This window comes from Bacillus methanolicus MGA3 (assembly GCF_000724485.1).
GTDB lineage: Bacteria > Bacillota > Bacilli > Bacillales > Cytobacillaceae > Bacillus_Z > Bacillus_Z methanolicus_A.
Genome location: NZ_CP007739.1, coordinates 2,708,597 through 2,734,588 on the forward strand (window position 1 = coordinate 2,708,597; position 25,992 = coordinate 2,734,588).

31 protein-coding genes and 1 riboswitch are annotated in these 25,992 nt (G+C 38.6%); of the genes, 12 read left to right on the plus strand and 19 right to left on the minus strand.

All coding sequences use genetic code 11. The annotated features are described in order from the left end of the window. Nucleotides 1-40 precede the first annotated feature (40 nt). Together BMMGA3_RS13085 and BMMGA3_RS13090 are read right to left on the minus strand one after the other, a co-directional pair. Nucleotides 41-1,123 carry a tetraprenyl-beta-curcumene synthase family protein gene (locus BMMGA3_RS13085; RefSeq protein ID WP_003347286.1) on the minus strand — a complete coding sequence of 361 codons (1,083 nt, stop codon included), beginning with the start codon at nt 1,121-1,123 and terminating at the stop codon, nt 41-43. 13 nt (nt 1,124-1,136) lie between these two features. Next, on the minus strand, nt 1,137-1,940 hold the full coding sequence (locus BMMGA3_RS13090) for an alpha/beta hydrolase (protein ID WP_003347285.1): 804 nt from the start codon (nt 1,938-1,940) through the stop codon (nt 1,137-1,139). Between the two features lie 148 nt (nt 1,941-2,088). Here BMMGA3_RS13090 and BMMGA3_RS13095 point away from each other — a divergent pair, with 148 nt between their 5' ends. Both BMMGA3_RS13095 and BMMGA3_RS13100 read left to right on the plus strand, forming a co-directional pair. Next, nucleotides 2,089-2,616, plus strand: a complete 528-nt coding sequence (locus tag BMMGA3_RS13095; protein WP_003347284.1) for a gamma carbonic anhydrase — start codon at nt 2,089-2,091, stop codon at nt 2,614-2,616. A gap of 130 nt (nt 2,617-2,746) precedes the next feature. Continuing rightward, a complete protein-coding gene (locus BMMGA3_RS13100) occupies nt 2,747-3,619 on the plus strand; it encodes a C39 family peptidase (RefSeq protein WP_003347283.1) in 873 nt (290 codons plus the stop codon). Here the strand turns inward: BMMGA3_RS13100 and asnB are convergent. The 3 genes from asnB to BMMGA3_RS13115 form a co-directional block, all read right to left on the minus strand. Further along, the gene (gene asnB, locus BMMGA3_RS13105; protein ID WP_003347282.1) at nt 3,616-5,520 is read right to left on the minus strand and encodes an asparagine synthase (glutamine-hydrolyzing); all 1,905 of its coding nucleotides are present in this window, start codon (nt 5,518-5,520) and stop codon (nt 3,616-3,618) included. The genes BMMGA3_RS13100 and asnB overlap by 4 nt on opposite strands. 548 nt (nt 5,521-6,068) lie before the next feature. After that, a complete protein-coding gene (metK, locus tag BMMGA3_RS13110) occupies nt 6,069-7,268 on the minus strand; it encodes a methionine adenosyltransferase (RefSeq protein ID WP_003347281.1) in 1,200 nt (399 codons plus the stop codon). 391 nt (nt 7,269-7,659) lie between these two features. Next, nucleotides 7,660-7,786, minus strand: a riboswitch (SAM riboswitch). Between the two features lie 89 nt (nt 7,787-7,875). Then, nucleotides 7,876-8,259, minus strand: coding sequence for a thiol-disulfide oxidoreductase DCC family protein (locus BMMGA3_RS13115; RefSeq protein WP_185762547.1), 384 nt, complete (start codon nt 8,257-8,259; stop codon nt 7,876-7,878). 205 nt (nt 8,260-8,464) lie between these two features. Between BMMGA3_RS13115 and pckA the strand changes: the two genes are divergently transcribed. Continuing rightward, nucleotides 8,465-10,051 (plus strand): phosphoenolpyruvate carboxykinase (ATP), encoded by a 1,587-nt coding sequence (gene pckA / locus BMMGA3_RS13120; protein ID WP_003347279.1) that lies wholly within the window; start codon nt 8,465-8,467, stop codon nt 10,049-10,051. Between the two features lie 73 nt (nt 10,052-10,124). On the opposite strand, the gene ltrA is transcribed toward pckA, so the two are convergent. The 3 genes from ltrA to BMMGA3_RS13130 all read right to left on the minus strand — a co-directional run bounded on the left by ltrA (nt 10,125) and on the right by BMMGA3_RS13130 (nt 12,256). Then, complete coding sequence (ltrA, locus tag BMMGA3_RS13125) at nt 10,125-11,384, minus strand: group II intron reverse transcriptase/maturase (RefSeq protein WP_003347278.1); 1,260 nt, start codon at nt 11,382-11,384, stop codon at nt 10,125-10,127. Further along, complete coding sequence (locus BMMGA3_RS17535; protein WP_003347276.1) at nt 11,326-11,511, minus strand: hypothetical protein; 186 nt, start codon at nt 11,509-11,511, stop codon at nt 11,326-11,328. Before BMMGA3_RS17535 ends, ltrA begins: the two co-directional genes overlap by 59 nt. A gap of 502 nt (nt 11,512-12,013) precedes the next feature. Beyond that, nucleotides 12,014-12,256: a DUF2584 domain-containing protein gene (locus BMMGA3_RS13130; RefSeq protein ID WP_003347266.1), complete on the minus strand. Its 243-nt coding sequence runs from the start codon at nt 12,254-12,256 to the stop codon at nt 12,014-12,016. A 228-nt stretch (nt 12,257-12,484) separates the two neighbouring features. Between BMMGA3_RS13130 and BMMGA3_RS13135 the strand changes: the two genes are divergently transcribed. From BMMGA3_RS13135 to BMMGA3_RS13145, 3 genes are read left to right on the plus strand one after another with little or no spacing between them, the layout of a single operon-like run. Then, a complete protein-coding gene (locus BMMGA3_RS13135) occupies nt 12,485-13,477 on the plus strand; it encodes an ABC transporter substrate-binding protein (protein ID WP_003347263.1) in 993 nt (330 codons plus the stop codon). Between the two features lie 38 nt (nt 13,478-13,515). After that, nucleotides 13,516-14,292 carry an ABC transporter ATP-binding protein gene (locus BMMGA3_RS13140; RefSeq protein ID WP_003347261.1) on the plus strand — a complete coding sequence of 259 codons (777 nt, stop codon included), beginning with the start codon at nt 13,516-13,518 and terminating at the stop codon, nt 14,290-14,292. Nucleotides 14,293-14,308: 16 nt separating this feature from the next. Then, nucleotides 14,309-15,082: an ABC transporter permease gene (locus BMMGA3_RS13145; protein ID WP_050943007.1), complete on the plus strand. Its 774-nt coding sequence runs from the start codon at nt 14,309-14,311 to the stop codon at nt 15,080-15,082. Nucleotides 15,083-15,152: 70 nt separating this feature from the next. On the opposite strand, the gene ytkD is transcribed toward BMMGA3_RS13145, so the two are convergent. Together ytkD and BMMGA3_RS13155 are read right to left on the minus strand one after the other, a co-directional pair. Then, nucleotides 15,153-15,626, minus strand: coding sequence for an RNA deprotection pyrophosphohydrolase (gene ytkD, locus BMMGA3_RS13150; RefSeq protein WP_003347257.1), 474 nt, complete (start codon nt 15,624-15,626; stop codon nt 15,153-15,155). A 144-nt stretch (nt 15,627-15,770) separates the two neighbouring features. After that, nucleotides 15,771-16,088: a hypothetical protein gene (locus tag BMMGA3_RS13155; protein WP_003347255.1), complete on the minus strand. Its 318-nt coding sequence runs from the start codon at nt 16,086-16,088 to the stop codon at nt 15,771-15,773. A 195-nt stretch (nt 16,089-16,283) separates the two neighbouring features. Between BMMGA3_RS13155 and BMMGA3_RS13160 the strand changes: the two genes are divergently transcribed. Further along, nucleotides 16,284-16,541, plus strand: coding sequence for a DUF6154 family protein (locus tag BMMGA3_RS13160; protein ID WP_003347253.1), 258 nt, complete (start codon nt 16,284-16,286; stop codon nt 16,539-16,541). A gap of 170 nt (nt 16,542-16,711) precedes the next feature. On the opposite strand, the gene BMMGA3_RS13165 is transcribed toward BMMGA3_RS13160, so the two are convergent. The 5 genes from BMMGA3_RS13165 to BMMGA3_RS13185 all read right to left on the minus strand — a co-directional run bounded on the left by BMMGA3_RS13165 (nt 16,712) and on the right by BMMGA3_RS13185 (nt 19,917). Further along, the gene (locus BMMGA3_RS13165; protein ID WP_003347251.1) at nt 16,712-16,972 is read right to left on the minus strand and encodes a metal-sensitive transcriptional regulator; all 261 of its coding nucleotides are present in this window, start codon (nt 16,970-16,972) and stop codon (nt 16,712-16,714) included. After that, nucleotides 16,959-17,297 (minus strand): rhodanese-like domain-containing protein, encoded by a 339-nt coding sequence (locus tag BMMGA3_RS13170; RefSeq protein ID WP_237712811.1) that lies wholly within the window; start codon nt 17,295-17,297, stop codon nt 16,959-16,961. Before BMMGA3_RS13170 ends, BMMGA3_RS13165 begins: the two co-directional genes overlap by 14 nt. A 212-nt stretch (nt 17,298-17,509) precedes the next feature. Beyond that, nucleotides 17,510-17,950 carry a Dps family protein gene (locus tag BMMGA3_RS13175; RefSeq protein WP_003347246.1) on the minus strand — a complete coding sequence of 147 codons (441 nt, stop codon included), beginning with the start codon at nt 17,948-17,950 and terminating at the stop codon, nt 17,510-17,512. A gap of 74 nt (nt 17,951-18,024) precedes the next feature. Then, a complete protein-coding gene (locus BMMGA3_RS13180) occupies nt 18,025-19,254 on the minus strand; it encodes an MFS transporter (RefSeq protein WP_003347244.1) in 1,230 nt (409 codons plus the stop codon). Nucleotides 19,255-19,338: 84 nt separating this feature from the next. Then, on the minus strand, nt 19,339-19,917 hold the full coding sequence (locus BMMGA3_RS13185; protein ID WP_003347242.1) for a DUF2087 domain-containing protein: 579 nt from the start codon (nt 19,915-19,917) through the stop codon (nt 19,339-19,341). Between the two features lie 228 nt (nt 19,918-20,145). On the opposite strand from BMMGA3_RS13185, the gene BMMGA3_RS13190 reads away from it, so the two are divergent. The 3 genes from BMMGA3_RS13190 to cotJC are packed head-to-tail and all read left to right on the plus strand — an operon-like array spanning nt 20,146 to nt 21,239. Then, nucleotides 20,146-20,394, plus strand: a complete 249-nt coding sequence (locus BMMGA3_RS13190; RefSeq protein WP_003347240.1) for a spore coat associated protein CotJA — start codon at nt 20,146-20,148, stop codon at nt 20,392-20,394. After that, nucleotides 20,391-20,651: a spore coat protein CotJB gene (locus BMMGA3_RS13195; protein WP_003347237.1), complete on the plus strand. Its 261-nt coding sequence runs from the start codon at nt 20,391-20,393 to the stop codon at nt 20,649-20,651. The genes BMMGA3_RS13190 and BMMGA3_RS13195 overlap by 4 nt, the downstream gene beginning before the upstream one ends. Nucleotides 20,652-20,669: 18 nt before the next feature. Further along, a complete protein-coding gene (gene cotJC, locus BMMGA3_RS13200; RefSeq protein WP_003347236.1) occupies nt 20,670-21,239 on the plus strand; it encodes a spore coat protein CotJC in 570 nt (189 codons plus the stop codon). Nucleotides 21,240-21,532: 293 nt separating this feature from the next. Here the strand turns inward: cotJC and BMMGA3_RS13205 are convergent, their stop codons facing one another. Beyond that, complete coding sequence (locus BMMGA3_RS13205) at nt 21,533-22,006, minus strand: S-ribosylhomocysteine lyase (RefSeq protein WP_003347234.1); 474 nt, start codon at nt 22,004-22,006, stop codon at nt 21,533-21,535. A 142-nt stretch (nt 22,007-22,148) separates the two neighbouring features. Between BMMGA3_RS13205 and yidD the strand changes: the two genes are divergently transcribed. Beyond that, nucleotides 22,149-22,379, plus strand: coding sequence for a membrane protein insertion efficiency factor YidD (gene yidD / locus BMMGA3_RS13210; RefSeq protein WP_003347233.1), 231 nt, complete (start codon nt 22,149-22,151; stop codon nt 22,377-22,379). Here yidD and BMMGA3_RS13215 read toward each other — a convergent pair. After that, nucleotides 22,376-22,939 carry a beta-class carbonic anhydrase gene (locus BMMGA3_RS13215; RefSeq protein WP_003347232.1) on the minus strand — a complete coding sequence of 188 codons (564 nt, stop codon included), beginning with the start codon at nt 22,937-22,939 and terminating at the stop codon, nt 22,376-22,378. The two genes, yidD and BMMGA3_RS13215, sit on opposite strands and share 4 nt — an antisense overlap. A gap of 200 nt (nt 22,940-23,139) precedes the next feature. On the opposite strand from BMMGA3_RS13215, the gene BMMGA3_RS17545 reads away from it, so the two are divergent. Beyond that, nucleotides 23,140-23,298, plus strand: a complete 159-nt coding sequence (locus BMMGA3_RS17545) for a DUF1540 domain-containing protein (RefSeq protein WP_003347231.1) — start codon at nt 23,140-23,142, stop codon at nt 23,296-23,298. A gap of 215 nt (nt 23,299-23,513) precedes the next feature. On the opposite strand, the gene BMMGA3_RS13220 is transcribed toward BMMGA3_RS17545, so the two are convergent. Beyond that, nucleotides 23,514-24,992, minus strand: coding sequence for an o-succinylbenzoate--CoA ligase (locus BMMGA3_RS13220; RefSeq protein WP_003347230.1), 1,479 nt, complete (start codon nt 24,990-24,992; stop codon nt 23,514-23,516). Between the two features lie 128 nt (nt 24,993-25,120). Then, nucleotides 25,121-25,939 carry a 1,4-dihydroxy-2-naphthoyl-CoA synthase gene (gene menB, locus BMMGA3_RS13225; RefSeq protein WP_003347229.1) on the minus strand — a complete coding sequence of 273 codons (819 nt, stop codon included), beginning with the start codon at nt 25,937-25,939 and terminating at the stop codon, nt 25,121-25,123. Nucleotides 25,940-25,992 lie beyond the last annotated feature (53 nt).

The following is a 25,992-nucleotide window of genomic DNA, read 5'->3' on the forward strand; positions in this document are numbered from 1 at the left end:
TCAGACCCTTATGAGACAGCCTCGTTTTTTTTTGGTTAAATTATTTCATAAGACCAAGAGGCATCCACTTTTGCATTGCGCGGTATGCCCTCCCATTTAAGTAAAAGAACAAGCTGATCGATCCGCCTTTTTTAATAAGCTCTCTTGCAAGCTTTCTGATATTTTTTTGCTTTCGAACTTTTTCGTCGGATAAGTATACTCCAAGGAGGCCGCGGTTTATTAACTTATGAAAACGTTTGTTAGGAAGTTTTTCCGTATGCCGGTCAGCTTCTTCGATAAAATGCTTCAGCCTGTTGAACAACTTTTCCTGGTTATCATAATAAAAACAAAAATTAAGATCTCCTCCGGCAAGGTCTTCTTCTTGGTCAATAAAATAATCCAAAAGGATATGCAAGCCTTGTATGTATGGAAAATATCCATTCTTAATATTTTCTGCATCCTCGAGCCGAAAGTCGTCTCTCATTGCATAGGATACTAAACAAAAAATTCCCAAAGTAGAACCTGAGCAAGCTGAAAATTCGTACCACTCCATTTGTGGAATTTTTTCTTTATTGTTATCAAACCAGTTTCTAAGCCTTGTAATACGTTCCTCTTCAACCACATGCTTATGAATTTGAAGGTCACAATAATACCGGCATAATTCAAGCAAATGATGGCTAATGATGTGATAGTGATTTACCTTCATTAAGACTGATCGGCATGTTTCCGCCAGATCGGCTAAATAATTTCCGTCGTCCTGCTCTTTCCGAAAACGATAATAGTTTTTTGGTACTGCATTCAAGCTTAATGCATCAGTCATTGAGTCATGCAATGCGGCAAAATCACATGGATCAAGGGATGTACTTCGATCGCACAAATTATCTAAATAATCACTGATTGTTTGATATGCAACAATAAACCGAATTGCTTCCTTATAGCGTTCATTGGCTGCGAGGGCAAGAATAGCCCCGCCCTCACAATGGAATGATTTATGTTCAATACTTGAGAGGGCTTGTTTTCTCAGTTCAGGATCTGGGATTTCTTCGGCCCGTTTTTTCCAATATTCCAATTCACGATGAACTTCCGGAAGAATCTTTCTGTACACTTTTGCCATTAAACTGATCGGTTCGCTTGGGATGAACACTTTCACACCACCCTTAGACCAGATAACCAAGAGATTTTAACTGGCTGTTCACAAAATCCTTTGCATATTCAAAAACATCATCACGTTCAGGCTCATTGAAAATTTCATGGTAGCAATTTGGCCACTCCTTGAAGTGTTTTTCAGAAAGCGGTACTTGATTAAACCAGTCTCTTACATTCACCTTATTGACAATTTTATCATCTCCGCCCTGCATGACAAGCATCGGCAAATCTTGTGTTTCTTCCATTTTTTCGAATGCAATTTTAATAGCTGATAATAATTCACGGTACCATCTGACAGAAACTTTTGTAACATATAGTGAATCATTTAGATCTGCCTCACGGACATCCGGGTTCCGGGTCGCAATATCAACGGTAAGGCCGGATTCAATTCGAAACGACGGAAATACCAGATTCAATCCATGTGAAAGAATATTAAGCAGCTTTGATGGATATTTTACAAGGCCGAGGCACGGGGAAGATAATATCACGCCGGCAAGATTCATCCGTTCTTCTTGCAGCAGTCTAATTGAAATTAACCCTCCCATGCTGTGCCCGAGCAAAAAAACCGGCAAATCATAACGATATGCAGCCTGCACCCAATCTTTTACTTCAAAAATATATTCATCAAAGGAATCAATATGGCCCCTCCTTGATCTTGATGTCATTCCTTGGCCGGGCAAATCACCCATAATTACATGAAATCCGGATGAGCGCCACATTTCAATGAGCCAGCCGTATCGGCGATGGTGTTCCATTGCTCCATGGACCATAACAATAACCGCTTTTGCATCCCCTTCAGCTTCCCATTTCCACATAAAATTCCTCCTGCCAAAATCTGTTGAAATATATATAAAAAAACTATATCACAATTATATTTAACAACACGCAAAAAAGCTTTGACAATCATATGCACTCATTCGGTACAATCAAGTTAACAAAATTGTTTGAAAGGAGTTGCTGCATATGATCTACCCTTACAATAATAAGTATCCTAAAATTGCAGACTCTGCCTTTATCGCAGATTATGTAACCATAACAGGCGATGTTGAAATTGGGGAAGAATCAAGCGTATGGTTTAATACCGTTATAAGAGGTGATGTTGCCCCTACGATTATCGGAAACAGAGTAAATATTCAGGACAATTCCGTTCTCCATCAAAGCCCGAACAATCCGCTTATCATCGAAGACGAAGTAACTATAGGACACCAGGTGATTCTGCACAGCTGCATTATCCGAAAAAAAGCGCTGATTGGCATGGGCTCCGTAATATTGGATCAAGCTGAAATTGGAGAAGGGGCATTTATTGGTGCGGGAAGCCTTGTTCCCCAAGGAAAAAAAATCCCTCCAAACACACTTGCGTTCGGAAGACCGGCAAAAGTCATCCGAGAATTAACTGCTGAAGACATCGAAGATATGAAAAGAATCTCCAGAGAATATGCAGAAAAAGCCCAGTATTATAAATCGCTGCAAAAAGATAAAAACCCGAACTAAAAACAACGATATTTTTATAGCTTTCTCCATGTTACAGCAGACTTATTCCAGCTGAAGCATCTTTCTTACTTAACTTATCCTAAAATGGGGCCGATATAAAGAGCAGATATGTTGATTAGGGTGAGATTTCATGAATGGCTTATATATTTTTATCGGGCTCCTTTTTATCGCTATTCTTCTACTTGTTGTGACGTTTTTAATAGGGACAAGCATGCGAAAATCTTCTGTTATGTTATTTTTTGTTTTTGTCATTATTGCCGGGGATTTTATTATTGAAAATTGGAAGTCCGAGCATGTCGTTAAAGCTGTCGAGTCCATTAAGAGTTGGATTCAATCATCGGTAAAAACAAACAATTATCTTGAAAAAAACTACAAAGTTTCGATTATTAAGATCAAAGATAAGGTTCTTCTTGATGCACCAGTTATATCCCAAATGCCTGAACTGCCGAGGGGATGTGAAGTGACAAGCCTGGCAATGCTTTTGCAAGATGCTGGAATCAATGCTGACAAAGTAACCCTTGCAAAAGAAATTAAGAAAGATACGACCCCATTCATCATATCTAAGGGGAAAATATTTTTCGGCAATCCTAATGACGGTTTTGTCGGAAGTATCGACAATAATAAAGAACCAGGGCTTGGTGTCTATCATAAGCCGATTAAAGAACTTGCTGATGCCTACTTGCCAGGCCGAATCACCGATCTTACCGGATCTGACTTTCAGGAGCTGAAAATTCACCTTTCTGATGGCAGGCCCGTCTGGGTCATCATCAACAGCCAATATAAGAAGCTTCCCGACAGCCAGTTCCAAACATGGTATACCCCGACAGGAAAAGTGAAAGTAACCTTTAAAGAGCATTCAGTGCTTATGACAGGATATGACCATCATTTTGTTTACTTTAACGACCCGCTTTCAGGTGAGAAAAACAAAAAAGCACCCATAAAGGATTTCGAAGAATCCTGGGTGCAAATGGGAAGTCAGGCGATAACCTATCTTCCCAATTAATTTTCAGCTGTTTGCATACGCTTTTTCATTTCATATTCTTTCTGGAAAGAGTATTTTTTTTCAACATAAACAGCATGCCAGATTATAAACATGAGAACCGTCCAAATTTTCCGGCTGTGATCGGCTTTATCCTGGCAATGGTCGTCAAGAAGCTTTAATAAATAGTTTTTGTTGATTAAATGATCCGTGTTGCTTTCGCGGATCGTTTTTTTTGCCCAATCGTTCATTTCGTCCTTCAACCAGTGACGAATCGGCACCGGGAACCCGAGTTTTTTTCGATTCAGCACATGGTCTGGAACAATTCCTTCGACAGCTTTGCGCAAAATATATTTCGTTGTTCCATTTGCTGTTTTTAAGCTAGATGGAATTTTTGAAGCAACTTCGAACACAGCCTTATCCAAAAACGGAACACGAAGCTCTAATGAGTGTGCCATTGTCATTTTATCAGCCTTTAACAAAATATCGCCTCGCATCCATGTATGGATATCGATGTATTGCATACGATCAACAGGATCGTATCCGGCACTTTCTTCATACAACGGCTTTGTTACATCTGTATATTTTAAACCTTCTTTATAAACATTGAGAAGATTGCGTTTTTCTTCTTCAGTAAACATTTTAGCGTTGCCGATATAGCGCTCTTCCATCGGTGTCAGACCGCGTTCAATGAAGCTTTTTCCTTTCATACCCTCCGGCATCATTTTGGCAATAACTTTTAACAGCGCTTTTCCTGCTTTAGGGATTTTATTAAACACTTCAAGTGATTGAGGTTCGCGGTAAATGTTATAGCCGCCAAATAATTCATCCGCTCCTTCACCGGACAGAACAACCGTAACATGTTTTCTTGCTTCACGGGCAACAAAATATAAAGGGACGCATGCTGGATCAGCAAGCGGATCATCCATATGCCACATAATTTTCGGAAGCTCGTTCATATATTCCTCAGGTGAAATCACATAGCTTATGTTTTCAACGCCAAGCTTTTCTGCCGTCTCTTGAGCTACGTCAATTTCACTGAATCCATTGCGTTCAAATCCGACAGAGAATGTTTTAATCGAAGGATGAAATTCTTTTGCAATTGAAGCAACAATAGAAGAATCAATTCCCCCTGAAAGGAATGAACCGACTGGAACATCGCTTCGCATGTGAATTTTAACGGAATCAAATAAAACATCTCTAATTTCTTTAATAAATTCATCTTCTGATTTATGAACAGGCATAAAAGAAGCTTTCCAATAGCGCTTAATTTCCATTGGCGAGCCGACTCTTTTCGTAAAATAATGGCCAGGCTCAAGTTTTTTTATTCCTTCAGACAACGTATTAGGCTCAGGCACAAATTGATACGTTAAATAATGCTGCAATGACTCGTAGTTTAATACATCGTTCTCAAGTGCTAAAAGAATACTTTTCTTTTCAGATGCAAAGAACGTTTTGTCTTCATCTTCAAAATAAAAGAAAGGCTTAATTCCAAAAGGATCGCGTGCGCCGTACAATGTTTGCTCTTGTTTATCCCAAATCACAAACGCGAACATGCCGCGAAGCTTCTCAACCGCCTTTTCTTTTAAATGGCTGTAAAGAGCAACAATAACCTCTGTATCAGAATTTGTTGCAAAGGTAAGCCCTTCTTTAAGCAGCTCTTCGCGAAGTTCAACATAGTTATATATTTCTCCGTTAAAAATGATCCAGTAGCGCTCATTTTCAAAACTTAAAGGCTGGTGGCCGGATTCCAGATCAATGATGCTCAAACGACGGAAACCGAACTGTATATGGTCATCAAAGAAATAGCCGTCATCATCCGGACCGCGATGAGTAATAATGTTATTCATATTTTTAAACTGTTGTTTTTGTTCGTTGCGATATTCTTGTGCTTTATCATGTACACAACCAATAAAACCACACATTATGTACGTCACCTTCTCCGTTTTTTCGAAAATAACATAAAAAATAATTACCTGCATCATTACAATTCAATAAAAACATACTCTCTAATACTACCACTATTCACATAAAAAGTGCACTTAGAACACAAAAAAATCGCCGGGAAAAATCAGGTATTATATGAAGTTTACACGTTTTTACATTAAAGTAAACACCTTTGAAAGCTCTCTGCATAAAAAAGACAGAAAACGTGAATAAGTTTTTACTCCCAACCCTAACATGGAAATTGAATTCATTTTAAAACTAAACCAACATAATAAGGCGGTGTGAGCGGAGCTAGGATCTAACTATTTACAAAGCTAAACAAGATTCTTGCTAAGACAGGTTAACATTTCTATTTTTGCTAGCGCAGCTCCGCCCCTTTTTCCACAGAAAAATAAAACGAGGCTGACCCATAAGTGTCTGGCTCCCATCTGCAGTTACTATAATATTGTAGAAACATTGGTCATGTTTTCAATATTTAGCAACTAATGGTGCCTAGCTCTTAGTTTTGGGTCAGCCCCATCAAATGTTAAATTTGTGCCTGTTGCTTTAAAGCTTCTGCTTTATCGGTACGTTCCCATGGAAGGTCGATATCATTGCGCCCAAAATGGCCATATGCTGCAGTCTGCTTATAAATCGGACGGCGAAGATCAAGCATCTTAATAATGCCTGCTGGACGAAGATCAAAGTTTTTGTTGACAAGGTCAACTAGAGCTTCTTCACTTACTTTTCCTGTTCCGAATGTATCAATAGAAATAGATACCGGCTTCGCAACACCGATCGCATATGCAAGCTGAACCTCTACTTTATCTGCAAGACCTGCAGCTACAATGTTCTTCGCAACATAGCGTGCTGCATAGGCAGCAGAACGGTCAACTTTTGTAGGATCCTTACCAGAGAAAGCACCGCCGCCGTGGCGCGCATAACCACCATAAGTATCTACGATAATTTTGCGTCCTGTTAAACCTGCATCCCCTTGAGGTCCTCCGATAACGAAACGGCCTGTCGGGTTGATAAAGTATTTTGTATTTTCATCAATTAATTCTTTTGGAACAACCGGATCAATAACATATTCTTTAATATTGCGCTGAATTTGCTCAAGTGTAATTTCAGGATGATGCTGAGTAGAAATAACGATTGTATCGATGCGTACTGGCTTATCGTTTTCATCATACTCAACTGTTACCTGAGTTTTTCCATCTGGACGAAGGTAAGGAAGAATCTCTTCTTTGCGCACTTCTGTTAAACGGCGTGCAAGCTTATGAGCAAGAGAGATAGGCAATGGCATAAGCTCTTTTGTTTCGTTGCAAGCAAAGCCGAACATTAATCCTTGGTCTCCCGCTCCGATCGCTTCGATCTCTTCATCAGTCATTTGACCTTCACGAGCTTCCAGGGCCTTGTCTACACCCATAGCAATATCAGGAGACTGTTCATCAATAGAAGTTAGAACAGCACAAGTTTCAGCATCAAAACCGTATTTCGCGCGAGTGTAGCCGATATTTTTAACTGTTTCACGAACAATTTTCGGGATGTCTACATAAGTAGTAGTTGTGATTTCTCCAGAAACCAACACCAAACCAGTTGTTACAGATGTTTCAGCAGCCACACGAGCATTTGGATCCTTTGCCAGGATGGCATCTAAAATAGCATCCGAAATTTGATCACAAATTTTATCGGGATGACCCTCAGTTACTGATTCAGAAGTAAACAAACGACGTTTTGCTGACAACTGACTTCCTCCTTTTGTTTTATAATATAGCGAGGTTACAAGAAAAGCGGAAGCATCTTGATTAGGCCCGACAGGCAAAAGGCGGCCAGGAAAGAGGCAGTTCTTCAGCCTCTGCTGCTGGACGGCTTTATGGCCCCGAGTGCCTGGGCGTTGTAACTAGACATCGCGAAAGACGTACTATGTTATAACCTCGATTGATACGGTACTCATTCCCATGTAGTATGAAATAAACAAGGCATTTTTATGATGCCGGAACAAAATTTCTTTCCCGGCTATCATATTCATTGATTCATTTTTTCAAAAACGAAAGACCCTACTCCTTGAAATAAACAAAATAAAAAACCTTCCCGCTCATGAGGAAAGGTTGAAAACGTCAGGTTCGCGCCTTTCACTCTTATCGTTCAAGGACCTTATCCTTGCCTCAGGTTAGCACCTTTGCTCAAGATGTCTATATTTTCATCATGGAGCAGGTTGCTGGGTTTCATAGGGCCTGTCCCTCCACCATCTCGGGATAAGAGAGTATCCGTTCAAGGTAAAATCATATCGCATTGTATCAAACGAGTCAATTGTTTTTTTTGTCCAATTCCTGCTCTATAGCAGTTTTTTTCTATCGTGTGCAGCTTCCGTTGCCACAATTTTTTCGCAGAAATTTATGCCTGTTTTTTGCCACCAATAGATACAGTGGATTCCCGATCCTTTCAATGAAGGGGACATGGATTAAAATCCCAAAGAAAAACGTTGCAGGAAAGAGAACAAGCAAGCGTCTAACTGCATAAAATCCTTTATAGACTTTTTTGGACGGAGTAATAATATGAAGCTCTTTCCTTAAATCCTCATTTCGAAAAACAAAGAGGCTTTGTTCTTTCTCATACTCCTGAAGGGAAATCCACTCAACTTTGCCAAGCCAATCAAGTTTGTTGGATATTCTCTTCGTTTCTTGGCATAACGAGCATGTTTGATCGTACAACGCAATGGTTTTCAATATGATCATTCCCGTTTTTTTTAATAAGATTCAAGCAAATAAATCATAATTTAAGCCGATTTTACCATACTACAAAAAAACAGTTCATAAGTACATTTTGTTAAATCTTATTGAAATTTTTATATATAGTATAGACTATTTATTTAAATGTGTTATACTAATTATTGAGATGTAACCACTTTCAAAAACAATGAAAAAGGAAGGTATTCATTAGATGAATTCTGTTACGATTTCAAGCGAGTTGAGTGATTTGTTAAAAGGAAATAATGTTCAAATTCAATTGTCCGTCCCTCAATTAGTTGAGAAAGTTTTATACCGTAAAGAAGGGACTTTGACTTCAACCGGAGCAGTCCGCGCCACAACCGGGAAATATACCGGACGTTCGCCTAAAGATAAATATATTGTTGAAGAAGCTTCTACGAAAGATAAAATCGATTGGGGCACTGTTAATCAGCCAATTTCCGAAGAAGCATTTACTAAACTATATAATAAAGTTATCAACTATTTGAAGGAAAAAGATGAAATATTTGTATTCAAAGGATTTGCGGGTGCTGACAAGAAATACCGCATGCCAATTCAAGTAATAAATGAATATGCATGGCATAACCTGTTTGCCCATCAATTATTTATCCGCCCTACAGAAGAAGAATTGTTGGAGCATCAAGCGGAATTCACCGTGATTTCCGCACCAAATTTTAAAGCAGATCCTGCAGTTGATGGTACTAGATCGGAAACGTTTATCATTATTTCTTTTGAACGTCGCACCGTATTAATTGGCGGTACAGAATATGCAGGAGAAATGAAAAAATCTATTTTCTCTGTCATGAACTATATGCTTCCAGAAAACGGGATCCTATCTATGCATTGTTCTGCAAATGTAGGCAGTGAGGGAGATGTTGCTTTATTCTTCGGCCTTTCAGGTACAGGAAAAACAACATTGTCAGCTGATCCAAACCGCCGACTTATTGGTGATGATGAGCATGGCTGGTCTCCAAATGGCGTATTTAATATTGAGGGTGGCTGCTATGCGAAATGCATCAATCTTTCCCGTGAAAAAGAACCGCAAATTTTTGATGCCATCCGTTTCGGTTCAGTTTTAGAAAATGTTGTGATTAATTTAGAAACACGCGTTCCCGACTATGATGACAGCACATTAACAGAAAATACACGTGCAGCTTATCCGATTCAAGCGATTGACAATATCGTTGATCCAAGCGTTGCCGGCCATCCGAACACAATTATTTTCTTAACTGCTGATGCTTTCGGAGTGCTCCCACCGATAGCAAAACTAACCAAGGAACAGGCAATGTACCACTTCTTAAGTGGCTATACATCCAAGCTTGCCGGAACAGAGCGCGGAATTACTTCTCCGCAAGCAACATTCTCAACTTGCTTTGGATCTCCGTTCCTTCCACTTCCTGCAACGCGCTATGCGGAAATGCTTGGAGAAAAAATCGATGAGCATAACGCAAACGTATTTCTAGTCAATACAGGCTGGACCGGCGGCGAATACGGCACAGGCACGCGCATGAAGCTCGCTTATACACGTGCGATGGTTCAAGCTGCTCTGGAAGGAGAACTGAACAACACGGAAACCGTTAAAGATAAATTCTTTGGACTAGAAATTCCTTTACATGTTCCCGGCGTTCCTGATGAAGTCCTTCAGCCAAACAAAACATGGGAATGCCAGGAAGCATATGAAGCAAAAGCAAAAGAACTTGCAGAAAAATTCCGTGAGAACTTCAAAAAGTTTAAAAATGTTCCTGCTGAAATTGAAGAAAAAGGCGGTCCTATCGCATAATCGAGTAGGAGGGGGTGACTAACCCCCGACCTCTCACACCACCGTACGTACCGTTCGGTATACGGCGGTTCAATTAAGTATGACGTAGAAAATGATATCTCTCGAATAGACTTCTTAACCCTTGTTGACTCCAGTAGGAGTTATCGAGGGTTTTGTGTAGAATGGGACTGCAGGCAATCCGCCAGTATTTCTTGCGTGTATTGCCCCACTCGATTGCTTTATGACTTGGAACACCTAATGCTCTAAGTTTCCGAATTCTTGTTTTCGGCGTTTTCCACTCTTTCCATAAACACATTCGAAGTCTTCGTCTTATCCATTCATCAAATTCTTTGAACTTGCTTGGTGTATCTGCCAAGGCAAAATATCCACACCATCCCATTAGGTACATGTTCAGTTTCTCAATTCTTTCCTCCATTCGATACGGTTTGGATCTGGATGTGATTTCACGGATCTTGTTCTTGAATCGTTTCACACTTTCTTTCGCCATCCGTATCTTGGGTGTTTTGTTTGGTGTAAAGCTAAAACCGAGAAACTTCCGTTTCCAAGGACGGTCTACCGCCGATTTCTCTTTATTTACCTTGAGCTTTAATTCCTTCTCGATAAAGTTAGTAATGGAGTTCATGACACGAATTCCTGCTTTCTTTGTTTTCACGTAGATATTACAGTCATCCGCGTACCGTACAAATTTATGTCCACGTTTCTCAAGTTCCTTGTCCAACTCGTGAAGCATGATGTTTGATAATAGTGGACTAAGCGGTCCACCTTGTGGCGTTCCCATGTCTGTTTCCATTACCACTCCATTTATCATCACGCCTGATTGAAGATACCGGCGGATTAACTTAAGTAAAATCCGATCTTCGATCGTTTTCGCCAAGATCCCCATCAGTTTGTCGTGGTTCACCTTGTCAAAGAATTTCTCTAAGTCTATATCGACCACCCAGCGATATCCTTCTTTGATATAGCCCTTTGCTTTCCTGACCGCGTCATGTCCTCTGCGGCTTGGGCGAAAGCCGTAGCTATGTTCAGAGAAGGTCGGATCGAAGATTCTCGTTAACACTTGGGCGATCGCTTGTTGAATGAAACGATCAGTCACGGTGGGGATACCTAGAAGTCTTACTCCGCCGTTCGGTTTCGGGATTTCGACTCGACGAACGGGTAAGGGTTTGTAGGTTCCCTCTCTTAACGACTGTCGAATGGAGTCCCAGTTTTCATAGAGGTGTCTCCGTAGGTCTTTTGCGGGCATGCCATCTACTCCGTGACTTCCTTTATTCTGTTCAACTCGTTTTAATGCCGTTAGGAGATTTTCCCGTGACAAAATCAGTTCCATCAACATAGATATCCTCTCCACGTGAACGAATCCCTCTATTTGTGCCATCTTCTGCTCCACCCTCTTGAAGTCCCCCGTGGGATTCACCACTTCCTCCTTCAAGTAAGTCCTGCCGGATTGTCTGCTTCAACACAGAAGATGAACGCGTAGTGTTTCGTTCTCCTTAATTGTTCGGTCCTTCCTCTTTCGTCTCGAGCTCGAAAGAGTACTATGACCTCTGCTGACTTCTGACTGCTCAGCTATCTATCGCTAGATAGGTTACCAAGATTACTTGGCGTGCCAGTCAGATCTCCCCGGGTAAGAGTGTAATCTTTCCTTCCATCTATCTGCTTCATTTACTCTGTATCACCTTCGGCAGAAAGGGCTTTGTTTTGTTTTGCAAACTCACCCAGTGATACCTAGCCTTATATGAAGTTCGTATTCCTCAGACCGGAAGTTTGCCGTCCGCTTCCTTCAGATTCCGCGTTACCACGGACACCCTTGCGTTATGCTAACTGCTACTTCTGCCTTCACAGCTCGGGACTTGCACCCTATAGATTACACCCATGCCGGGCGCACAAAATGAAAACCAGGCGTAGATCAAACGCCTGGTTTTTTGTGTGACAAAAAAATAGCAGGTATATAAAATGCCCTGCTTAATTGATAGAATTCAATGAAATTAATTGGTAAGTTAGAACTGTCTTGTTTTCCTGCCATTCTACTTTTGTAATAACCGCTGTACCGCTGGATTCGCTTTCAACCGTTTTTCTTACATCAACTGGAATATCCATAGGATAAAGCCTGTAACCTTCCTTTTCCAGTGTAAAATAATTATCTTTTATCCGAATTTCTTTTCCCTTTGTAACAATCAGCGTATTGAGTTCCAATGGCATTCCCATCGTTCTCTCTCCTTTGTTTTATCCTTATTGTTATCTTACCATTTTTCAGATTCATTTTTCATCCTTAGATCCATTCACTTTATCCCGCATTAACGGGAATCAACCCTCCGCTGATAGAAGTTTCATTTTATAGGCATTCACACATTTTTCTCCGCATCATACGATATGTTAGGTCAAAAATAAGTCACTTTTTACTAATATTTTATCCGCCAAAGGGAGGTTACCTGTATGAAAAATTGGGTGAAAATTTGCTTTTTCTTCTTGCTGATTACAATCTTCATTATACCTTTAGCAGCATGCAATAAGAAAGAAGTACTCAATGTAAAAGTAGCGGAAGTTACTCATTCTATCTTTTATGCTCCGCAATATGTTGCACTGGAAAAAGGTTTTTTTGCAGATGAAGGGCTTAAGGTCGAGCTGACAACGACTGCAGGCGGAGATAAAACGATGACTGCGTTATTATCTGGCGGCGCTGACATCGCCCTTGTCGGCTCAGAAACTTCGATTTATGTTTACGCTCAAGGCTCTAACGATCCGGTTATCAATTTTGCCCAGCTTACACAAACAGACGGAACATTTCTCGTTTCCCGCAACAAAATAGAAAATTTCTCCTGGAATCAATTGAAAGGCAGCACCTTTTTAGGCCAGCGTAAAGGCGGAATGCCGCAGATGGTCGGTGAATATGTGTTAAAAAAACACGGAATTGACCCAAAAACAGATTTGAACTTAATACAAAATGTTGACTTTGCAAACATTGCTCCGGCATTTGCTTCAGGAACAGGCGACTTTGTCCAGCTTTTCGAACCAACTGCAAGCGTTTTTGAAAAAGAAGGGAAAGGACACATTGTCGCTTCATTTGGAACGGAATCCGGCCACGTGCCTTATACAACTTTTATGGCAAAACAAAGTTTTATGAAAGAAAACAAACAAGCAATTGAAAAATTCACGCGTGCAATCTACAAAGCGCAAGTATGGGTAAAATCCCATAGTGCTAAAGAAATTGCTGAAGTAATTAAACCACAATTCGAAGATACCGACCTTGCGATTATAGAAACAGTTGTTGATCGATATAAGAGCCAAGGTTCCTACGCAACAGACCCCGTTTTAGATGAAGAAGAATGGAATAACCTCCAGAACATTATGGAGAAAGCAGGCGAACTTCCAAAACGTGCTGATTACAAAACTCTTGTCAATACAGACGTGGCCAATAAAGTTAAGTAAAAACAATGATTGTAAAACAAAAATGAGGAGGCCGGCCAATGGATTTCTTAACAATTAAAAAAATTCATCACACATATTTCACCAAAACATCGGCTACTACGGCCCTCTCCGATGTTTCGCTTGAAGTAAAGGAAGGTGAATTTGTATCCTTCCTCGGTCCCAGCGGGTGCGGCAAAACGACTTTGCTATCGATTATCGCCGGATTAATGAATCCAACTGAAGGTTCAGTAACATTACAAGGAAAACCGGTAAAGACAACAAACAGTTTAATTGGATACATGCTTCAGCAAGATTACTTATTCCCTTGGAAAACAATTGAAGAAAATATTTTAATCGGCTTAAAGCTTTCAAAAAACTTAAATGAATCTACAAAAAACTATGCATTAACATTACTTGAGCAAATGGGATTAAAAGGAGTAGAAAAACAATATCCAAAGCAGCTGTCAGGAGGTATGAGGCAAAGGGTTGCCCTCGTCCGCACACTGGCAACCGAACCGATGCTCTTAATGCTTGACGAACCATTTTCAGCTCTTGATTATCAAACAAAACTTAGACTTGAAGATTTAGTGTCCAATACATTAAAAACGTTTAGCAAGACAGCGATCCTGGTTACGCACGATATAGGTGAAGCAATTGCCATGAGTGATCGAGTTTTCCTTTTTTCAGCACGCCCAGGGAGACTTCATAAAACTTTTATCATTCCTGATGAACTCAAGAAACTCTCACCATTTGCAACCCGTAATCACGAAACCTTTTTACAAATTTTCCAAGACATTTGGAAGGAGTTGGAATCGCTTGGACCAGCCGAAAAATAATAAACTCCTCCACAAAATGTATATTCAATCCCTAAAAAAGGAAAAACGGCGGATTTTATTTTATCAAGCTGTTATTTTTATTCTGTTCTTCACAGCTTGGGAAATTTCCAGCCGACAGCAGTGGATCGATCCTCTGATTTTTAGCTCTCCATCAAAGATTTGGGCGCTGCTTATCAAAAAAGTGAATGATGGTTCTCTATTCGTCCATATAGGGTTTACACTTTCTGAAACTGTCTTTGGTTTTATTTTAGGAACATTGCTTGGAACAATACTTGCAGCATTTTTATGGTGGTCTCCTGTTGCTTCAAAGGTGCTGGATCCTTATTTAGTTGTGTTAAACGCAATGCCGAAGGTTGCTTTAGGTCCTATCCTAATTGTTGCTTTAGGTCCGGGATTAACTTCCATCATAGCAATGGGAGCCATTATTTCCGTCATCATCACAACAATCGTTGTCTACACGTCCTTTAAGGAAGTGGACCCAAACTATTTGAAAGTATTGCAAACCTTTGGGGCATCTCGTTTCCAAAGTTTTAAAGAAGCAATTTTGCCTGCTTCCTTTCCCGTCATTATTTCTACACTAAAAGTAAATGTCGGATTGTCCTGGGTCGGTGTAATCGTTGGAGAATTTCTTGTTTCGAAACAAGGACTCGGCTATATGATTATTTATGGATTCCAAGTGTTTAATTTTACGCTTGTGCTGCTTTCTTTGCTTGTGATTGCAGTGTTTGCAACCATTATGTATCAGCTGGTTGAATTATTGGAAAAGAAATTGATCAAAAATGGTTCATAAAGAAGAATAGAGGCTGTCTCAAAAGTCTAAGGGTCAGACCCTTATGAGACAACCTCTATTACTTTTTGCCTTAACCGTTTCTTATTTCGCTGATTTTATCTAAACTATTTTTTACAACATCATCTTTCATAATAAAGCTGAAGTTATTATCAAACCGGCTTTCTAAAAGGTTTCCATCAAATAGGACCGGACCATTTGTTTCGAGGTAGCCATCCTTTTCTTCAAGCTTTTCCACCTCACCATAAAATACCGTTTTTACTAATGGCTGACCGGGATCTAACACAAGATATTCTCCGACAAATTCAAGTCTTTTCAATACTCCGCCCGTCTCCTCATAAACTTCTCTTCTAGCTGCCTGTTCGAGAGTTTCTCCTTGTTCAGCCTTTCCGCCGGGAAATTCAAGCCCGCGTATCTTATGATTGGTTAAAAGCCATTTATTTTTATACTCGCATATAACTAAGACATGTTTACTTATTAACGTAAAATAATTACGTTCAAAGCTGAATTGGATAACATGTCCTTTCTGGTCACGAAACTCTTCCATCATCTACCTCACCTGTTAATAGTCGTTTCTCATATGATTATATATGAAAAATCAATAGGCCACTAATATTACATTGTTTCCGCAGGAAATGACAGATGGGGTGCAGCAAATGCAAAAGCCGCTTTGTCGAAGCGGCTTTTTGGTTTATTCATTTAAGATCCCCATATTTTCAATATGCTGTTTTGCTTCATCATCTCCGAGTTTATAAATCAAACCATATATTTTTTTCATTGTTTCATCATATGCATCATTTTCCCTATCATAATGGTATTGAACATAAGGCACGTGAGCCCGAAAAAAGTTTTGCCATTCAGTTGAATAATTTTGATCAAAATACTCCCTTAATAAGGTAATTTCCTCGTCATTCGCCTGAATTTTAAAACTCCAAGGGGAAGCTGTAGAACTTTGTGAAATTTCACCGCTTCCGAGATCTATATAGTACGTTTTTTTTCTTTGTTCCATTTTCAAAACCCCTTTTCCCTCTTTCCTTTTCGTTTCCCACATTTAAGACTGATTTATTCGTCCTGTTTATTTTTAATCTTTGGAATCGAAACTAAGCAAGGAATATATTTTTCATAAAAGGGTATTGAATAAATATATGGTATGGTTTGGTTAACGTATTAAATCAAACATTTCAAAGAATACGGGGTGGGTAACTTGAAACTTGTGGATGAACTTTATGAGCTGTATCGAAATAAATTGACCGGAGATGAAGAAGATATTGATATGATGGCTTTTGCCTTTCTTGAGGAGATGAGCTATGAAGATTTACTAAACATCATTCACGAAATGGATGAACAAGAACTTTATGATATAATGGGTCTTTACTTAATCGAGAACTTAAAAGGAAAGTTTGCAAAGGAAGATTTTATGAAAAATCGCTCGAACCCTTATTATCCGCGAAATATTCATTAATTTTTTACATATATGAACTACTCCTACCTAAAATCTAATTATTTTTAGGTAGGAGATTCCTAAAAAAATGTTAAAAATTTCCTATTAAATACTATTACCTGTACGGGTATATTTTGTTGCAATATATAAAGTTCATCAACCCTCAACATAAGAGAAGTTAATGAACTTTTCTATCTGCTTTTAGTTAATAATTCAACTGCTTCTCTTACAAGATGTTCAGTTCCTTCTCCTTTCTTGAGACTTTCCCTTACACACTGTTCAAGATTTCTACTAACTATAACCCCTATTGTCCGGTCAATGGCATTTCTTGCAGCAGACAGTTGAATGACAAGTTCTCTGCAGTCTTTCCCTTGTTCCATCATACTTATTACACCTTTAATTTGCCCTTCAATTCGCTTTAAGCGGTTTTTGACACTCTTATCGTATTCCATAATTTAACACTCCTTTCTTATATTTATTATTACATCGGCATTTTGTTAATTCATAACTTGTAATTTCAAAACCTTTTCTTTTTAAAAAGCGCAGCCCCAAATTCAATTCAAGCTTATCAGAAGCAATCACATGTATTTTATGGTGCGGAATCTCTTGATAAAAACGTTTCAGATACGCATAAGGAATGTTCATCGAATTAGGAACAGAACCAGTCGCTATTTCATTGTAATCTCTAATATCTAGTAACGTAATATGATTATCTGTTAACCCATTTTCTTTTTCTATACAAGGAACACCTTTCACAGGATAATAACGTTTATACATACTCACTACTAAAAAAAAGATTGATAATATCATTAAATAATAAATAAAAAACACCACCTTAACAAAAAATATTGGTTTGCTGACAAATTTCATATTATACCCGTACGGGTATTATGTCAAACATGATGTGATGACAAGCTTACATAAAAAAAGAGCGGCTTTTAAAATAAAAGTCCGCCTTCGTTTTAATATTTAGCACTTGCAAGATTTTTTTATTGTTCTAAGTATGCATTGAACATCCAAGCATGTTTCTTCAAACTTTTCTTAATCGAAATCAGCATATCTGCCGTTCCTTCGTCATCAGCTTCTTCAGCAAGATGAACCGCATCTTGGAGCTCGCCAAGCATTTTTGAAAAATCCTCGCTTATCGTTCTTACCATATCTTCTTCTTTTTCATCACCTGTTGCTTCTTTGATGGATGATATTTCGAGACATTCTTTCATTGTTGCCACCGGTTTTCCTTTAAGGGCTAGAATACGTTCTGCCAATTCGTCAATATGAACTGCAGCCTCGTTATAAAGTTCCTCAAATTTTTCATGAAGGGTAAAAAAATGGCGGCCTTTAATATACCAGTGATAATTGTGAAGCTTTACATACAAGACAGTCCAGTTTGCTACTTGTTTGTTTAGAGCTTGTATTAGTGATTCACTCATGATATCCACCTCCCTTTTTAAAATAACCAAATTTTTATAAATAAAAACTGCATCTATGAAATATCTTCATTAAATCAATCATTTAGCAAAAACGATTCTTTTTGTTTTATTTTTATAAAATATACAACAAAAAGAAATAATCCAGTTAATACAAAACCCATTCCTCCAATAAAGCCAAGCACTCTATTTTTTACTGCTTCTAATATGATGCCAGCTGCGAACATAGAGATTCCAATTATTGTATTTGACATAGTAGTCAGTAAACCAAATACTAAACCTTGATTTTCACTGGGCGTTTCCTTCATAACGATTGAATCGAAGCATGTATTGCAAATGCCTGATAAAAAAGAGATTGCAATATATAAAATAAAGGCAATGGCTACTGTATGAATTTGACTTAATAAAATGAGAAACGCCCCTTCTGCTATCAGAGTTGTCAAACCAACTAATAAAAGATGTTGGTGAATACGTTGAGCTATAATAAAACTTAGCATTAATCCAATCCCGAGGGCTCCATAAAAAAGCCCGACTCCAACATCATCAAGTTTAAATTCTTGAACTGCATAGATGCTAATGAGAACGTTGTCAATCCCGTTAAATAGCGGTACGATGAATTCAAAGAGAAATACAATATAAAGTGTACTTGATGCAATCATTAATTTTTTAATGGTTTTTATAGAATGGAATATGTTAAATTGATCATTTTTCTTTATTTGGTGATTTTTATCGATTACAGGCAGAGGAAAGATGATCATAGAAGCCAATAAAAAGGAAAGGCCATTTAAGCAAAATGTCAAATCCGGTCCAAAGAAAAATGCAACAATACCGCCTGAAAATGAGCCGACTATTAAAACAATTCCAAGCATCACCTGTTCTAAACTATTAATCCTTATGATGTTTTCTTTCTTAACAAGCAACGGAATAAATGACTTTCTTGCAGGAGCATAGATCGCTTCCCCTGCAGCTAATACAAATGAGCTTGCATAAATAATCCAAATATGAGACTCGTTATTTACAAATATAAAAGAGATAGCAAAAACAATTCTTGATAAGTCAGTGATCATCATTATTTTTTTCCTTGAAAATTGGTCAGCTAAAAATCCTCCAAAGGGGCCAAATATTAAAAAAGGAACAACTCGAATAGCTAAAGCGATGCCAACAGCAAACCCTGAACCAGTTAACTCAAGCAGCAGTGTCAAAAGAGCAACTTGACTAAAACGGTCCCCAATACCATTAACGATTCCAGCCAAAAATAACCTTAAATAATTTTTTTCTTTATGAAGTATTTTTATTACATTAATCACAAAATCACCACTTAAATTTATTTTACAATCATCTAATTAGATATATGTCTAATTATATTCACAAAAAAATATTGCATAATTTTTTTAATTGGAAATCCAAAGTTCTGGGGGATTCATTTCATATTTATTATTTTCCCGATACATAAAATGGTTCATGATCAATTCTCTTCTTAATGTTGCATAATCTTCATGAAATTGTTTTAGATAGTCATTAATTTCTTTTTCATCATAAGTAACTCCGATTTTTAAACCTTTAACAATATGTGCAAGTACGATTATTTTTTTCTTTCGTTGAGCAGGCAACTGTTTTAATTTGCCATCAATCGTAAAGAAATTTTTTATAACCTGACTACGATCGAATTCTGTTGTTTTAAATTCTTCATTTTTTTGATGTTCAGAAACCATATTTAGTATTGCTGTTGCACCATATTCAAGTTTTTTGACATTTAATGAAAAATATATGGTGTTCTTATCACGTCTTTCATTAATTAACCCTATGTCACGAAGTTTAGCCATATGATGTGTAATTGTCGGCGGTTTTAAACCAAGTTTTCCTGCTATCGCTTGACCATGTAATGGACCATGCCGCAATAAAGCAAGAATACGAATCCTTGTGGGATCACCTAAAGTTTTGTGGAAATTAACAAGCCTGCTTAACTGCAATATGAACCCTCCTAATTAAACCTATATCTAATTAGATAATTAAATCAATCGACTTTTGAACAAAATTTAAAATTATCAAAAATTGGGTGCAATTTTATGGATCGTTTTGGATTCATCAGCAGTGTTTGTTTACAACCATTTTGGCGCGGTTTCTTTTTCGTTGTCATTAGGACAAACAAACGATGAATAAATTAATAATAATTCTTTTTTAAAAAAGAGGTGTATCCATTGACTGATCAAAGGAATAAAGCATTTACACGTTTAAAAGCGTACCGCCCCTATCATAGCCCAAATGATCCGTGCAGACCTATAGGAGTCAAATTCTATTCCACTCCTCCAAACCTTTATATGGGATTCCAACCTCCGAATTTGCAGCAATTTTCAGCGCATGAGGCACTAAAAAAGGGGACATTATGGCCTGCATTTTGGGATTATTACGAAAACCCGTATGAAGCAAAAAGGGAGGACACAATGTGAAACAGCTGCCCCAGGAATATTATCAAAATTTAGAAGAAATTCAAGCTGTTGATTTTGTGCTTGTGGAATTGACTCTTTATTTAGATACACATCCAGATGATTATCAAGCGATGCAGCAGTTCAATCAGTATGCGCAATACAGCAAACAACTTAAGCAAGCTTTTGAAGCAAAGTATGGTCCTCTTCAACAATACGGAAACAGTTATACGGATGCGAATTGGAGTTGGGGAACGACCCCTTGGCCATGGCAAGTTTAGCGTAGGAGGAGAGGAATTATGTGGATTTATGAGAAAAAGCTGCAATACCCGGTAAAGGTTAGTACTTGTAATCCAAAGCTTGCCAAATATTTGATCGAGCAATACGGAGGAGCGGACGGTGAATTAGCTGCGGCACTCCGTTATTTAAACCAGCGCTATACAATCCCTGATAATGTAGTGGGGTTGCTGACGGATATCGGGACGGAAGAGTTTGCACATCTTGAAATGATTGCAACGATGGTTTATAAACTGACAAAAGACGCAACACCGGAACAATTAAGAGACGCGGGGTTAGGAGATCATTATGCCAACCATGATTCAGCTTTATTTTATCACAACGCGGCAGGAGCCCCTTTTACGGCTACATATATCCAAGCGAAAGGAGATCCGATTGCTGATCTCTATGAAGATATAGCAGCCGAAGAAAAGGCAAGAGCCACGTATCAATGGCTTATCGACATGTCCGATGATCCTGACTTAAACGACAGTTTACGCTTCTTAAGGGAACGGGAAATCGTTCATTCACAGCGTTTCCGTGAAGCGGTGGAATTATTAAAAGAAGAAAGGGATCGTCAAAAGATTTTTTAAAATAAATAATGTGGTTCTGTTCAAAAACTTTAAGGGTCAATGTGTTTCTTTATGTTTAAACATATCCAGTGTGTTTGTAAAACTAAGACAAAAGAGGCTGGCCAATAAGTGCCTGGCCCCCTTCTGCAATTCTAAATATTGAAGATACATTGCATATTTTCAATATTTAGCAACAAAGGGAGGCATGGCTCTTCGTTTTGGGCCAGCTTCTTTTAATATGAATATTTGATTGAGTAATTTGTTTCCAAAACAAACATCAATATTTTACAGTTCACAAGGCTTTTCTTAATTCATTAAGCAAATACTTGCTTTAAGTCTTCTTTGCTTTGTTCAAGCCAGAAGCGCATTAAGCGTTTTGCTCCCTCAAGATCATGCAGTTTTGCCTGGCCGCATTGTCTTTCATTTGCAGCAGGCACTTCAGTAACTTCAATTGCTTCTTTCATTGTATCTTCGAGAAGATCAATGATTTCATCTACAGTCGGCTCCCCACTCACAACAAGGTAATAACCTGTTTGGCAACCCATCGGAGAAATATCGATAATATCAAAATGATCATATTTCTCCGCATGTTTGCGGATTGTAAATGCAAGCAAATGCTCCAGTGTATGGATGGCATCAGGCTTCATTGCCTGTTTGTTTGGCTGGCAAAAACGAATATCATATTTATTTACAACACCGTCGCTGCCCACTTTATGAACACCGCAATGTCTTACATAAGGGGCTTTTACAGCATTATGATCTAATTCAAAGCTTTCTACAGAAGGCATTTGATTTCACTCCTTTTATTCTTATATGTTTATCATAACGTAAATTCCGACTTTTTTCATCTACTTACCAAGAATTTCTCTATTTTAGACGGGAAGGGCAAAAATATGGTATCTTTACTGTTAGTAAAAGGAGGCTTTGACCATGATCGGAAAACTGATGATTGGAATCATCCGCTTTTATCAAAAAGTGATTTCACCTTTAAAACCCCCAACTTGCCGTTTTTATCCTACATGCTCCCATTATGGACTCGAAGCAATCAGACGCTTTGGCCCTTTAAAAGGGGGCTGGCTTACCATCAAACGTATTCTCAAATGCCATCCCTTTCATCCCGGAGGATTTGATCCTGTTCCAGATAAAAAGCCTAAGCATTAATCTTCATAGCCATTTACAATTAAGTCAAGCTTTCCTGTCTTAGGGTCAATAACCAAACCATGGACTGGAATATCATTCGGCAAAAGCGGGTGGTTTTTTATCACATTTACACTGTGTGATACGCTCTCATGAACATTTTCAAAGCCTTTCAGCCATTCGTTTACATTTATTCCCGAATAATTTAATGTATCAATCGTTTCTTTCTTAATGCCTCTATCATACATGTTTTCAATCACGTCATCCGCTTTCATTCCGCTCATACCGCAATCATAATGGCCGATTACAAGTACTTCCTTTGCCTTCAATTGATAGACGGCAACAAGCAAACTTCTCATGATGCTTCCAAACGGATGTGTAACTAATGCACCTGCATTTTTGACAATCTTTACATCACCATTCCCGACATTCATTGCTTTCGGAAGCAGCTCTATTAATCTCGTATCCATACATGTTAAGATCACTAATTTTTTATTCGGGAATTTCGTTGTTTCAAATTCTTTATATTTTTCCTCAGCAACAAATTTCTTATTGTATTGTAATATTTCATCAAGCAGTTTCAAATTATTCTTCCTTTCCACCAAGCTGATTTATTTTATCTTTATATTAGAATACAAAAAACACCTGAAATAAACAATTTTTTTCCTTATTTTGTTTTATAAAGATCCGATTCGTCATAAATGGGTTCCTTTTTCTGTCACGTATGAACTTTCTGATTGAGGAAGAACCTAATCTTGTATCAACATTAAAGGGGTGATACAAGATGGCAAAGGATGTACTTTGTGAAGTGAACAATTGCTCATACTGGGCACAAGGAAATCGCTGCAGTGCAGATCAGATTTACGTTGTCAGCCATGCGGGAACGAAGGCAGATAGCAGTAAAGAGACAGATTGTAAAACATTTGAACCTGCAGGGCATTAATATTCAAAGATAAACAGGGGCTGACCCTTTGTTTTTAACTCAGCCCCTGTTTTTTCTCGTTTTTTCCCGGATCTAGCCGGGGGTTTGTGCTTTGATTTAATTTATAAGCCTTTATAAGCCCTTAATCTAATTTTATGACTCATTATTTTGGTTTATGAGCCTTCAAGCCTTTTTTTAAGCCTTCTTACTGATACATCTTATACCACTGCCTCCCATTAAAACAGCTCAGACAATTTTCTTCTTAAGAGCTTTTTAGCCGCATTTCGCGGAAGCTCTGAAACAAATTTAATCTTCTTCGGGACCTTATATTTCGCTAGCTTTTCTGTACAGAAGCTAATGACCTCCTCTTCTGAAAGCTGCGACCCCCTGTTCCTTGCAATAACTGCAGCAGGAACTTGTCCCCATTTCTCATCAGGAAGTCCGGTTACTCCTGCATCGCTTATTTCAGGATGGGACAACAGCACTCCTTCAATTTCAGCTGGATAAATGTTTTCTCCACCGGAAATAATCAAGTCTTGGCGCCGATCGAGGACATATAGGAAACCTTCATCATCCATATACCCAATATCTCCTGTTGCAAGCCATCCATTTTGGATCGAATCCTTTGTTGCCTGTTCCCGATTTAAATACCCGATTGTCACATTGGGGCCTTTCACATAAATTTCTCCCTCTTCATACGGAGCTGCTTTTCTACCTGAAGAATTCAAAATTTTCAACTGTGACGGGAATAATGCTTTCCCGGCGGATCCAAGTTTCGACATGGCATGTTCGGGAGCAAGCGTCACGATTTGTGAAGCCGTTTCCGTCATACCATATGTTTGAAAAACAGGTATCCCTTTTTCGACACATTTTTCAAGAAGTGAAAGCGGGGCAGGTCCGCCTCCCAATAACATGCAGCGAAAGGTCTTTGGCAAAGTTTTATCGTTAAGAGAATTTATCATCCGCCTTAGCATGACACTAACGACAGACATAATCGTAACATTGTGCTTTTGAATGTCCTTTATTACTTGTTCTTCATCAAATGTCTCATGAAGGACGATTGTCATTCCGTAAATCATGCTTCGTACAAGGATTGAATAGCCGCTAATGTGAAATAAAGGCACTGCACACAGCCACGTGTCTGCCTCTAATAAGCCTAAATTTAGGGCAGAACCTATTGCACTCCACCAATGGTTTCCGTATGTTTGCAATACTCCCTTCGGTTTGCCGGTTGTACCAGATGTATACATAACTGAACAAACATCATTCATATGATATTCATCTAAAATTTCAGGGGAGGAGACTTTTCTTTGAAAAAGGTTTTGCTTTGTTATGATTGTAAGTCCGTCAATTTTTCTAGTGAATTCATGAATATGCCTCTCAAATGCATCTTCTGTTATTAAAAAGGATGAACGTGAATCGTTAAGTTGCCAAATAAGCTCCTCAGTCGTTAATCGGTTATTAAGGATTACCGCTTTAACTCCAAGCATCTGCATCGCAAGCAAAATTAGAACAGTATCCTGGTGATTTTTGAGCAGCACTCCGACAAACTGGCCTTTTTTTAAGCCAACCGTTGAAAGTTGGCCAGCAGTTTTAGTAGAAAGATGAAACAATTCCCAAAACGTGATGGAAGAATCGCAGAAGTGGATGGCGATTCGATCAGGGGTAAGGTCCGCACGTTTTTTCAGCCAATTTGGTATTGTTTGTTCCTCCATGCTGATATTCACCTTCCCAGTTTTTACTCCCAACCCTAATATGGAAATTAAAATAACAAGATAATAAAACAGCCTGATGGAAAGCCATCAAGCTGTGATGAAATGTAAATTTTATCAAACCTAAAGCATCAAGGAAAACGAGGAAATTGGCCAAAATCAGGTTTGCGTTTTTCCTTAAATGCATCTCTTCCTTCTTTCGCTTCATCTGTTGTATAGTATAAAAGCGTTGCATCTCCTGCAAATTGCTGAAGACCCGCAAGACCATCTGTATCTGCATTAAATGCTGCCTTCAAAAAGCGAATGGCAGTCGGGCTTTTTTCAAGAATTTCTTCACACCATTTAATCGTTTCCTCTTCAACTTTTTCAAGTGGAACGACAGTGTTGACAAGCCCCATTTCGAGTGCCTCTTGTGCATTGTATTGACGGCATAAATACCAGATTTCGCGTGCTTTTTTATGTCCGACAATTCTTGCAAGGTAGCCAGACCCATAACCTGCATCAAAGCTGCCGACTTTCGGTCCTGTTTGTCCAAAAATGGCATTATCTGCTGCAATCGTTAAATCACATACAACGTGAAGTACATGGCCGCCGCCGATTGCATAACCTTTCACCATCGCAATGACTGGTTTTGGAATAACACGGATTAGCCGCTGAAGATCAAGAACATTTAAACGAGGAATTTTATCTTCACCTACATAGCCGCCATGGCCGCGAACCTTTTGGTCCCCACCGGAACAAAACGCCTTATCTCCTGCACCGGTTAAGATAATGACTCCAATGTTTTGATCGTCGCGAGCATAAGAAAAAGCATCGATTAATTCCATCACTGTTTTAGGTCGGAAAGCATTATGTACTTCCGGACGATTAATTGTAATTTTTGCAATACCTTTATATGTTTCGTAAATAATATCTTCATACTGACGGCCAGGGATCCACTCAACTGCCATTTTAAATCCTCCTCTTTTTCATTTATTTGATAAGGCGATTTTTTCCTACAGTG

Coding starts and splice junctions, on each gene's coding strand:
- BMMGA3_RS13095 (WP_003347284.1), top strand. CDS start 2,089: ATGATCTACCCTTACAATAATAAGTATCCTAAAATTGCAGACTCTGCC.
- BMMGA3_RS13175 (WP_003347246.1), bottom strand. CDS start 17,950: ATGAGTGAATCACTAATACAAGCTCTAAACAAACAAGTAGCAAACTGG.
- yidD (WP_003347233.1), top strand. CDS start 22,149: ATGATCGGAAAACTGATGATTGGAATCATCCGCTTTTATCAAAAAGTG.
- ltrA (WP_003347278.1), bottom strand. CDS start 11,384: ATGTTGATGGAACTGATTTTGTCACGGGAAAATCTCCTAACGGCATTA.
- BMMGA3_RS13140 (WP_003347261.1), top strand. CDS start 13,516: ATGGATTTCTTAACAATTAAAAAAATTCATCACACATATTTCACCAAA.
- BMMGA3_RS13090 (WP_003347285.1), bottom strand. CDS start 1,940: ATGTGGAAATGGGAAGCTGAAGGGGATGCAAAAGCGGTTATTGTTATG.
- cotJC (WP_003347236.1), top strand. CDS start 20,670: ATGTGGATTTATGAGAAAAAGCTGCAATACCCGGTAAAGGTTAGTACT.
- asnB (WP_003347282.1), bottom strand. CDS start 5,520: ATGTGTGGTTTTATTGGTTGTGTACATGATAAAGCACAAGAATATCGC.
- menB (WP_003347229.1), bottom strand. CDS start 25,939: ATGGCAGTTGAGTGGATCCCTGGCCGTCAGTATGAAGATATTATTTAC.
- BMMGA3_RS13100 (WP_003347283.1), top strand. CDS start 2,747: ATGAATGGCTTATATATTTTTATCGGGCTCCTTTTTATCGCTATTCTT.
- BMMGA3_RS13220 (WP_003347230.1), bottom strand. CDS start 24,992: ATGGAGGAACAAACAATACCAAATTGGCTGAAAAAACGTGCGGACCTT.
- BMMGA3_RS13130 (WP_003347266.1), bottom strand. CDS start 12,256: ATGGGAATGCCATTGGAACTCAATACGCTGATTGTTACAAAGGGAAAA.
- BMMGA3_RS13115 (WP_185762547.1), bottom strand. CDS start 8,259: ATGATCATATTGAAAACCATTGCGTTGTACGATCAAACATGCTCGTTA.
- pckA (WP_003347279.1), top strand. CDS start 8,465: ATGAATTCTGTTACGATTTCAAGCGAGTTGAGTGATTTGTTAAAAGGA.
- BMMGA3_RS17545 (WP_003347231.1), top strand. CDS start 23,140: ATGGCAAAGGATGTACTTTGTGAAGTGAACAATTGCTCATACTGGGCA.
- BMMGA3_RS13170 (WP_237712811.1), bottom strand. CDS start 17,297: ATGTATAAACGTTATTATCCTGTGAAAGGTGTTCCTTGTATAGAAAAA.
- BMMGA3_RS13155 (WP_003347255.1), bottom strand. CDS start 16,088: ATGGAACAAAGAAAAAAAACGTACTATATAGATCTCGGAAGCGGTGAA.
- ytkD (WP_003347257.1), bottom strand. CDS start 15,626: ATGGAAGAGTTTCGTGACCAGAAAGGACATGTTATCCAATTCAGCTTT.
- BMMGA3_RS13165 (WP_003347251.1), bottom strand. CDS start 16,972: ATGGAATACGATAAGAGTGTCAAAAACCGCTTAAAGCGAATTGAAGGG.
- BMMGA3_RS13135 (WP_003347263.1), top strand. CDS start 12,485: ATGAAAAATTGGGTGAAAATTTGCTTTTTCTTCTTGCTGATTACAATC.
- BMMGA3_RS13145 (WP_050943007.1), top strand. CDS start 14,309: ATGTATATTCAATCCCTAAAAAAGGAAAAACGGCGGATTTTATTTTAT.
- BMMGA3_RS13205 (WP_003347234.1), bottom strand. CDS start 22,006: ATGCCTTCTGTAGAAAGCTTTGAATTAGATCATAATGCTGTAAAAGCC.